This window comes from Streptomyces sp. NPDC008317, from assembly GCF_042955955.1.
Taxonomy (GTDB): Bacteria; Actinomycetota; Actinomycetes; order Streptomycetales; family Streptomycetaceae; genus Actinacidiphila.
Window position 1 is genome coordinate 332174 of the sequence record NZ_JBIBFQ010000010.1, and the last position, 7079, is coordinate 339252.

At 68.8% G+C, this 7079-nt stretch carries 10 protein-coding genes and 1 tRNA gene; 5 read left to right on the forward strand and 6 right to left on the reverse strand.

Annotated features, from left to right (window positions below):
- The first annotated feature begins 28 nt into the window (after positions 1-28).
- Entirely contained in the window at positions 29-577 is a 549-nt protein-coding gene (gene soxR, locus ACFY9V_RS30130; protein WP_391163755.1) for a redox-sensitive transcriptional activator SoxR, read from the forward strand.
- Positions 578-659: 82 nt separating this feature from the next.
- On the opposite strand, the gene ACFY9V_RS30135 is transcribed toward soxR, so the two are convergent.
- Positions 660-950 carry a YiaA/YiaB family inner membrane protein gene (locus ACFY9V_RS30135; protein WP_188280171.1) on the reverse strand — a complete coding sequence of 97 codons (291 nt, stop codon included), beginning with the start codon at positions 948-950 and terminating at the stop codon, positions 660-662.
- Positions 951-1109: 159 nt separating this feature from the next.
- Between ACFY9V_RS30135 and ACFY9V_RS30140 the strand changes: the two genes are divergently transcribed.
- A tRNA-Pro gene (locus ACFY9V_RS30140) sits at positions 1110-1183 on the forward strand.
- A 394-nt stretch (positions 1184-1577) separates the two neighbouring features.
- Here the strand turns inward: ACFY9V_RS30140 and ACFY9V_RS30145 are convergent.
- Together ACFY9V_RS30145 and ACFY9V_RS30150 are read right to left on the reverse strand one after the other, a co-directional pair.
- A complete protein-coding gene (locus ACFY9V_RS30145; RefSeq protein WP_391163756.1) occupies positions 1578-1760 on the reverse strand; it encodes a hypothetical protein in 183 nt (60 codons plus the stop codon).
- Positions 1761-2114: 354 nt separating this feature from the next.
- Complete coding sequence (locus ACFY9V_RS30150; protein WP_391163757.1) at positions 2115-2432, reverse strand: phosphotransferase; 318 nt, start codon at positions 2430-2432, stop codon at positions 2115-2117.
- On the opposite strand from ACFY9V_RS30150, the gene ACFY9V_RS30155 reads away from it, so the two are divergent.
- A complete protein-coding gene (locus tag ACFY9V_RS30155) occupies positions 2365-3069 on the forward strand; it encodes a hypothetical protein (protein ID WP_391163779.1) in 705 nt (234 codons plus the stop codon). The two genes, ACFY9V_RS30150 and ACFY9V_RS30155, sit on opposite strands and share 68 nt — an antisense overlap.
- Positions 3070-3105: 36 nt before the next feature.
- On the opposite strand, the gene ACFY9V_RS30160 is transcribed toward ACFY9V_RS30155, so the two are convergent.
- The gene (locus ACFY9V_RS30160; protein ID WP_391051476.1) at positions 3106-3693 is read right to left on the reverse strand and encodes a TetR family transcriptional regulator; all 588 of its coding nucleotides are present in this window, start codon (positions 3691-3693) and stop codon (positions 3106-3108) included.
- A gap of 73 nt (positions 3694-3766) precedes the next feature.
- Between ACFY9V_RS30160 and ACFY9V_RS30165 the strand changes: the two genes are divergently transcribed.
- Positions 3767-4597 (forward strand): methyltransferase domain-containing protein, encoded by an 831-nt coding sequence (locus ACFY9V_RS30165; protein WP_391163758.1) that lies wholly within the window; start codon positions 3767-3769, stop codon positions 4595-4597.
- Positions 4598-4827: 230 nt separating this feature from the next.
- Here ACFY9V_RS30165 and ACFY9V_RS30170 read toward each other — a convergent pair whose 3' ends face one another.
- Both ACFY9V_RS30170 and ACFY9V_RS30175 read right to left on the reverse strand, forming a co-directional pair.
- On the reverse strand, positions 4828-5595 hold the full coding sequence (locus ACFY9V_RS30170) for a transposase (RefSeq protein ID WP_391051480.1): 768 nt from the start codon (positions 5593-5595) through the stop codon (positions 4828-4830).
- Between the two features lie 683 nt (positions 5596-6278).
- Positions 6279-6473, reverse strand: coding sequence for a hypothetical protein (locus tag ACFY9V_RS30175; RefSeq protein ID WP_355342756.1), 195 nt, complete (start codon positions 6471-6473; stop codon positions 6279-6281).
- A 373-nt stretch (positions 6474-6846) separates the two neighbouring features.
- Between ACFY9V_RS30175 and ACFY9V_RS30180 the strand changes: the two genes are divergently transcribed.
- Positions 6847-7079 (forward strand): hypothetical protein (locus ACFY9V_RS30180; protein WP_391163759.1); only part of this gene is annotated, 233 nt, incomplete at its 3' end.

The following is a 7079-nucleotide window of genomic DNA, read 5'->3' on the forward strand; positions in this document are numbered from 1 at the left end:
CTTGAAGTCAAGCGTATGCTGGGCCGATGTGACCCTCTCCACCCGTGACCTGCTGCCCATCGGCGAGCTTTCGGCCCGCAGCGGCATCGCCGCCTCCGCGCTGCGCTATTACGAGGACCTCGGGCTGATCCACTCCGAGCGCACCTCGGGCGGCCAGCGCCGCTACCGCCGCTCCACGCTGCGCCGGCTCGCCTTCATCCGCGCCGCCCAGCGGATCGGGCTCTCGCTCGACGAGGTCGGCGCGTCCCTCGCCCGGCTCCCCGTCGACCACGTCCCCACCACCGCCGAATGGAACGGCGTGGCCCGGTCCTGGGAGCAGCGCATCGACGACCAGATCGCCGAGCTGCGACGCCTCAAGGCCAAGCTGACCAGCTGCGTCGGGTGCGGCTGCCTCTCCCTGACGCGCTGCGGTCTCTACAACGTCGACGACGCGGCGGGGGCGGCGGGCCCCGGAGCCCGCTATCTGCTGGGCGACACGCCTCCTGAAACGGCTTCCCCGCCCCCTCCTTCTTCCGCCCCCTCCCCGTCTTCCGCGCCCTCCCCGTGCGACGCGTCCGACGCCCCCGTTACGCCCTGAGGGCCCCCGCCGGGGCGGTCCCCGTGGAGGCCCCCGACCGTCGGAAGTCCCGCACCCGCACGCGTCACGCGCGGGCCGCCGACTAGATGCCCTCCATCTTGAAGGGGTCGTGCTCCGCGAGCAGCTTGTCGAGCCGCGCCTGGTCCACCCGGCTCACGACCTGCCCGACCTCCTGCCGGTCCCGCACCACCTTCGCCAGCGTGAACGCCGCCGTCACCACATACAGCAGTCCCAGCCCCAGAAACGCCCGCTCCCATCCCCCCACCGGCAGATACGCCACCCCGACCACCATGGCCCCCAGCGCCACCGCGAACGAGATCGCCGCCTGCGCCGCATACGCCGCCGTCGTCTCCTGCTGAATCGGTTTCGTCATGCCCCGACCTTCCCCCCGCCCCGCCCCACCCCACATGAGTACCCCTACTCAACTCCCCCCGCCCCGGCCCCCACCCCCTCTGCGCACAAACACCCCCCGAGGTGCGGTATCGTTCTCGTGCACGGTCACCCGGGGCCACCACCCCGACCGACCAAGCACCGGGACGTGGCGCAGCTTGGTAGCGCACTTGACTGGGGGTCAAGGGGTCGCAGGTTCAAATCCTGTCGTCCCGACGGTGCACGAAGGGCCCGCTGGACTGGCATTTAGCCAGGTCAGCGGGCCCTTCGGGTTTTTGGCAACCGTTTCCATGTGATGGAGCGTCAGGTTCCTGGGGACCACCTGGGGATCACGGTCGTGGAAAAGCCGCAGGTCAGCGTGATTTCGCCGGGGGCCATGTTCATCTCAGCCCTACGCGGAGTTGTCTGGTTCCTACAATCTCCGCAGGGTCGCGGACATGCCGGGGGAGGGCGGCGGGAGGCCGGGGGTAGTGCTCAGGTGGTTGCTGAGGGTGCGGCCGGCGTGGATCACGGACTGCAGGTCGGGGTGGAGGTAGCGCTGGGTGGTCTGCAGGGAGCCGTGGCCGGCGATCAACCGGAGGACGTGCAGGGGGACTCCGGCGTCCGCCGTCTAGGTCGGGCCGGTGTGTCTCAGCTCGTGTCGGCGCGGGTGTTCGTAGCCGAGGGTCTGGACGACGTCGTCCCAGTGGGTGGCGTCGCGCAGCACGGCGGTGGTGATCCGTCCGCCGCGGGGGCCGGTGAAGACGCGGGCGTCGGGTTGGTCGCCGATTGTCAGCAGGCGTCGGGCGACCATGGGCCGAATTTCTTCGATGAGGGGGACACGGCGGGCGGTTTCACTGTGTCGACAGAAGGCGGGTCAGCCTTCAGATGGCGACGAAGGCTGACGTACTGCTCGGGTGCCCACTCCGGCGAGGCAGTGAGCTGCTCCCGGACCCAGGCGTCCACCTTGCGACTCAGTTCGTCGTCATACGTGTCCATTTCCCGCCTGGATCCAGTAGCCGTGGAGGAGGCGGCCATGACGCAGGACCTGGTGACCATGACTACGCGGACCGGGACACGACAGGCTCCTTGTTCGGACTGCAGCTGTATGTCCGAGCGGGTCCGTTGCGGGTACCGACGATGCCTGGCTGGCGCGGTGGGTGATCGGCTACAGCGGCCAGCAACGGGCGGATCTTGTGGACGGCCCGGGTGACCGTGGAGCGTCCACTGGCAGCAGAACCGCTCCAAGTCGGCGCACCCGGCCGCCTGGCGAACCGGCCACCCGCCCGCCATAGACACGGAAGAGGCGGTCGGGCCCCTGGCGGTGCTTGGCGTGGTGCATCCCGACGATCTGCTCGCATCGGGACAGGTCCTCGAGGGGGCCGCCGAAGTGGGCGAACCCCCAGTCGACCACGGCAGTGACCTGGAAGGCCACCCGGTCCACGGGAAGGTTGTTGGGCCCGAAGTCGCAGTGGGTAAGCGCCATCGGCGCGGCCTCCGGCGAAGACGCGCCCGCACCCGGCTGGGTGCTCCATGTCGGGGTCGACGAGGTCGCCGCGGTCGGCGGATCCGTGCTGCTGCCTCCGTCCCCCGACAGCACCGGCGCCGTCACTGCGCTCGTCGCCGACTCCGCGGGCACGCGCTTCTCGCTCCGGGAGGCAGGGGACGCCGCGGAGCCAGGCCGCAGCGACCAGCCCAGCACGTTCGCCTGGGCCGAGCTCATCACGGACGACGCGCAGGCGAGCGCAGCCTTCTACAGCTCCGTTCTCGTCTGGACGCTGACCGCGTCCGAAGGGCCGCTGGGCCGCCGAGCACGGCAGATCGACGGCGTCTCGGTCTGCGGCCTGCTGCCTCGCCCAGCGGCGATGGCAAGCCCGTATCTCGTCCGCACCCAGCAGACAGCCAAGAGGAAGAGTCCGGTCAGCGACTTCTGGCTCAAGCGCCTGTTCAAGGGGCTGCCCGCCACGGCCGACAGCCTCCGCCAGGACCAAGTCCTCGAAGAAGCGACCGCCGCCGGACCCAATCCCCTCCGCATCGCCACCATGTTCAACCTCAGCGCCCAGGCCAGCTTGCGCTACACCCACGCAGCCGGCCCGTCAGATACGGAAACGACGATTGTGTAAGCTCGCTGGCGGCGACGTGCGGTCTGTGCGCTCAGGTCACGATGGGAGTGGTCGCAAGGCGCTGGCGATGACGGTGGTCACCATCTTGTGGACGGCGGCGGTCTGCGGTGGGGCGCTTGTCCGGTCGGCGAATAGCAGGTGCCCGGCCCCGACGAGGGTGGGGGCGAGTGTGTCGATGTCGGCGTCACCGGCCAGTCGCCCCGACTCCCGCTCGGCGGTGAGGTATGCGGCGATCATGGCGGTGCCCTGCATGGCGAGTGGGATGCCGGTCAGACCGGCCTCGCGCAGCCGGGCACGGAGGCCGTCACGGAAAGTGATGAGCGCGACGATCGCCACCGTGACCGGCCCGAACAGATCCTGCAGCGCGTCGGCGAGGTTGTCCACCACGCTCCCGGTGCCGGCGGCCGCGCGCAGAGTCGTGGTCCGGTCCTCGATGTCGCGGACGCGGTCGAGGACCAGTTCTGCCAGGAAAGCGTCGAAATCGGTGAAGTGCCGGTGCAGCACACCCTTGGCGCAGTTCGCCTCCTCCGTGACCGCCCGGCTGGTCAACGCGTAAGGCCCGTCCCGAAGCAGGACACGCTCGGCGGCTTCGAACAACTGACCGCGCACGTTGTGAATGTGCACCCCTGACGGCATTGTCTCCCTCTCCGCGCCGCTCTGCCTTAACAAGTGGGCATGTGCCCACTAGTGTGGGCGCATGCCCACTTTATCGCAGGGACAGCCGGCCGAGTCCGGCCCCGAGCCCCACCGCCACCGGCAGACAGCCGAGTCGTTCGGAGTGGATGCCGAACGCTATGACCGCGCCCGACCGCCGTATCCCCAGGCCCTGGTGGACAGGATCGTCGCGGCAAGCCCCGGCCGGCACGTCCTCGACGTCGGAGCCGGGACCGGCATCGAGGCCCGGCAGTTCCAGGCGGCCGGCTGCACGGTGCTCGGTGTCGAGCCCGACGAGCGGATGGCCGCCTTCGCGCGACGCAGCCGTATCGAGGTCGAGGTCGCCAGGTTCGAGGACTGGCAGCCGGCCGGGCGGCAGTTCGACGCGGTCATCGCCGGCACCGCCTGGCACTGGGTGGGCCCCGTCGCCGGCGCGGCCAAGGCGGCCCAGGTGCTTAAGCCCGGCGGCCGACTCGCCCCCTTCCACCACGTCCCCCAGCTCCCGGCCGAGGTGATCGACGCCCTCGCAGAAGCACTCCAACGGGTCGCCCCCGATTCCCCGTTCAACCCCGGCCTGCTCAGGGGCTCGGCCGTGGACGCCTACCAGCCGCTGTTCGCGAAAATCGCCGACGGGATCCGGCAGACTGGCAGCTTCAGCGAGCCCGAACAGTGGCGCTTCGCCTGGGAGCGCACCTACTCCCGAGAGGAGTGGCTCGACCAGCTCCCCACCTTCGGCGGCCTCACCCAACTCCCCGCAGACAAAATGGCGGAGGTCCTGGACAGCGCCGGGACCGCGATCGACAAGCTCGGCGGCCACGCCACCATGCCCTACACATCCATCGTGATCACCTCCACCCGCTCCCAGACGGCGTGACCGCCGCAACGCCGGGCGCGAGTACACCGATGAGCACAGCAACGTTCCCGGGGGAAGCGGGAAGAAGACTCGCAAGAGGGGAAGTTTCTCCGGCCCTTTGCCCCGGGCCGCGGCCATCATCATCAGCAGCGCCCCTATCGCGCGCATCGAGGCGGAACGCCGACACTCAGGGAGTAAGGGCTGTCCCGCAATTGATCTTGTGCGCTCCTGGTTGCCGGTCGGCCGTCCGATCAGCGGGCCTGACGAAGATTGTGCAGGTGGGCGATACCCAAGATCGCGTAGTGGCCACCGTCACCCTTGAGTCGGCAGTCGCGAAGGATCTTCCAGGTCTTCATGCGCGCGAAGACGTGCTCTACGCGAGCCCTGCCCTGTTTGTGGGAGCGGTGGTGCTCATGCTTCCATCCGCACAGTTCGCCGCCCGCGGGCCGACGATGCGGGACCGCCAGGCCAGTGCCCTGGTAGCCGCCGTCGGCGATGGTCGTGGTCCTGCCGACGGCTGCCTTCGCACCCGATTCTGCCCATGCCTTGCAGTCGTTGCGGTTGCCCGGCACTGGTCGTCCGACCGCAACGACCAGCCGTGTGTCAGCGTCGACGACCACTTGGTGATTGGTCGAGTACCTGTAGTTCTTGGACTGCTCGGCGATGCTGTGATCGCGGGTAGGCACCAGTGCGCCGTCCACGATGAGCACGGTGCCGGCGTGGAACCGCCGCCGCTGCTTGAGTGCCAGCAGCGGCCCGATGTGGCCGACTATCCGGTCGGCGGATGACTTGGAGATACCGAACAGTGGAGCGAGCTGCCGCAACGTCAGGTTGGTCCGCCAGTACGCGGTGACCAGGAGTACCCGCTCTTCCAGCGGCAGTGACCAGGGACGCCCGCGGCGAGTTCGATCGGCGCCTTCTCGGCGCAACAGCGTGACCAGCTTTCGAAAGTCGCGCGAGCGCAGCCCGGTGAACGGGGGTATCCAGGACGGCTCCGCTGCCGTGATCATTCCAGCCACAGCGGGATCTTCTCAAGGCGAACCACGCCCTGACCGCTCACATGGCCAGCGCGGCTTGCCGCGTCGCCGCGGCGCTCAGGTCGTATCGCGCTTCGCGGCCGACGGAGAGGGCGGTTGCTCGTCGCGGCTCTCTGAGGTGAAGGCGTCGCGTCGAGCGAGAGTCACCGACAGAGGCAGGCCCAGCCGCTCGGCTGCGCGGCGCCGGACACGCACCTGAGCTCGGGTCCGGGGCCGGAAAGAGGGGAGCCATGAGCAGCCGCAGCCGGGGCGGTGATCGTAGGTCAGCCCCTCCGCGAGCACAGTCGCAACAACTGACCATGCCTTCGTGTCGCGTCGCCGGGGCGCAGCAAAGTCGTAGCCGGCGAAGACGAGCTGTTCACGACAGCCAGGACAGATGCGCTTCCGGATCGGCCATGTGGTGCCTTTGAAGGAGAGCCGGCACGCGATGCATACGTAGTGCCGGAAGGCACCGTTGAACGCGTGGTAGCACATGGTCCGAGAGGATACGCATCGTCCGCGGGCGGGCCCAACCGGATTCCTAGAGCCCGATCTGGCCAGTCGGCCGCCCGGTCAGTGTCCGCGCCACCACACGATGGGCCGGACGCACAAATAGCGGGACAACCCTTACGAGCTCGTGCATGGTTGGCGGTGGCGCGTCGAGGACCGTGGGTCGGCGGTTGTGCTCACCTTTGCGTGCTGATCGCCGACGTGGCGGCCTGCTGGTGGGAGAGCAGTGCGGCGACGGCTTGGATGATGTCGCTCATGTCTTCGCGGCGGCCGTGGTGGCGGGCGAGGGATCTCCAGTTCTTCATATGGCCGATGCCGTGCTGGACTCGGATGCGGCGTGAAGAATGGGCCTTGCGCTGACGCTCGTGCATCTCCTCGTACCACTCGGGCGGGTTCTTCTTGAACTAGCCCACTCCTGTGCACAAAACCTCAAGAGAATCGCAATCGCGTGCGATTCCCGGATTGAGTGGGCTTATGCCGTGAAGAACGTCACCCCGGGCGATGACGCGGTCGAATCCTCGGTCGACACGCCAATTAGCGCTGCGACATGTTGGATTGGAGCACCATTGCTCCGTCGAAACCGCGGTGCATCGCGCGAAAGATCTTGAGGTGACCGAACGCCATCGCTGTCACGCATCGCATTCGTTTGCCGGAGGACAACGTTCCACTGCCGGGCCCCTCCAGGATGTTTCAGGCGTGCCCGCCGACTGGTGCGGCACGGACTGTGATGGGGGTGGACTGCAAGTGCGGAAACGCATACTCGGACGCTGGGGCTCGGTGCTCGGCGTCGCGACCACGGGGGTGGTCATCGCGGCGGGTGCGCCGGCGGTGGCTGCCGCGCCGGACGTTCCGACGCAGGCGGTGGCGCTGGTCGACAGTGTCAAGCCGGTGCTGACGGCGAAGGTGTCGAGCTCGTCGGGCGGGCAGGTCACGGCGAAGTTCTTCGCGGGGACGTATGCCGCGGGCGGGGCGTGGGA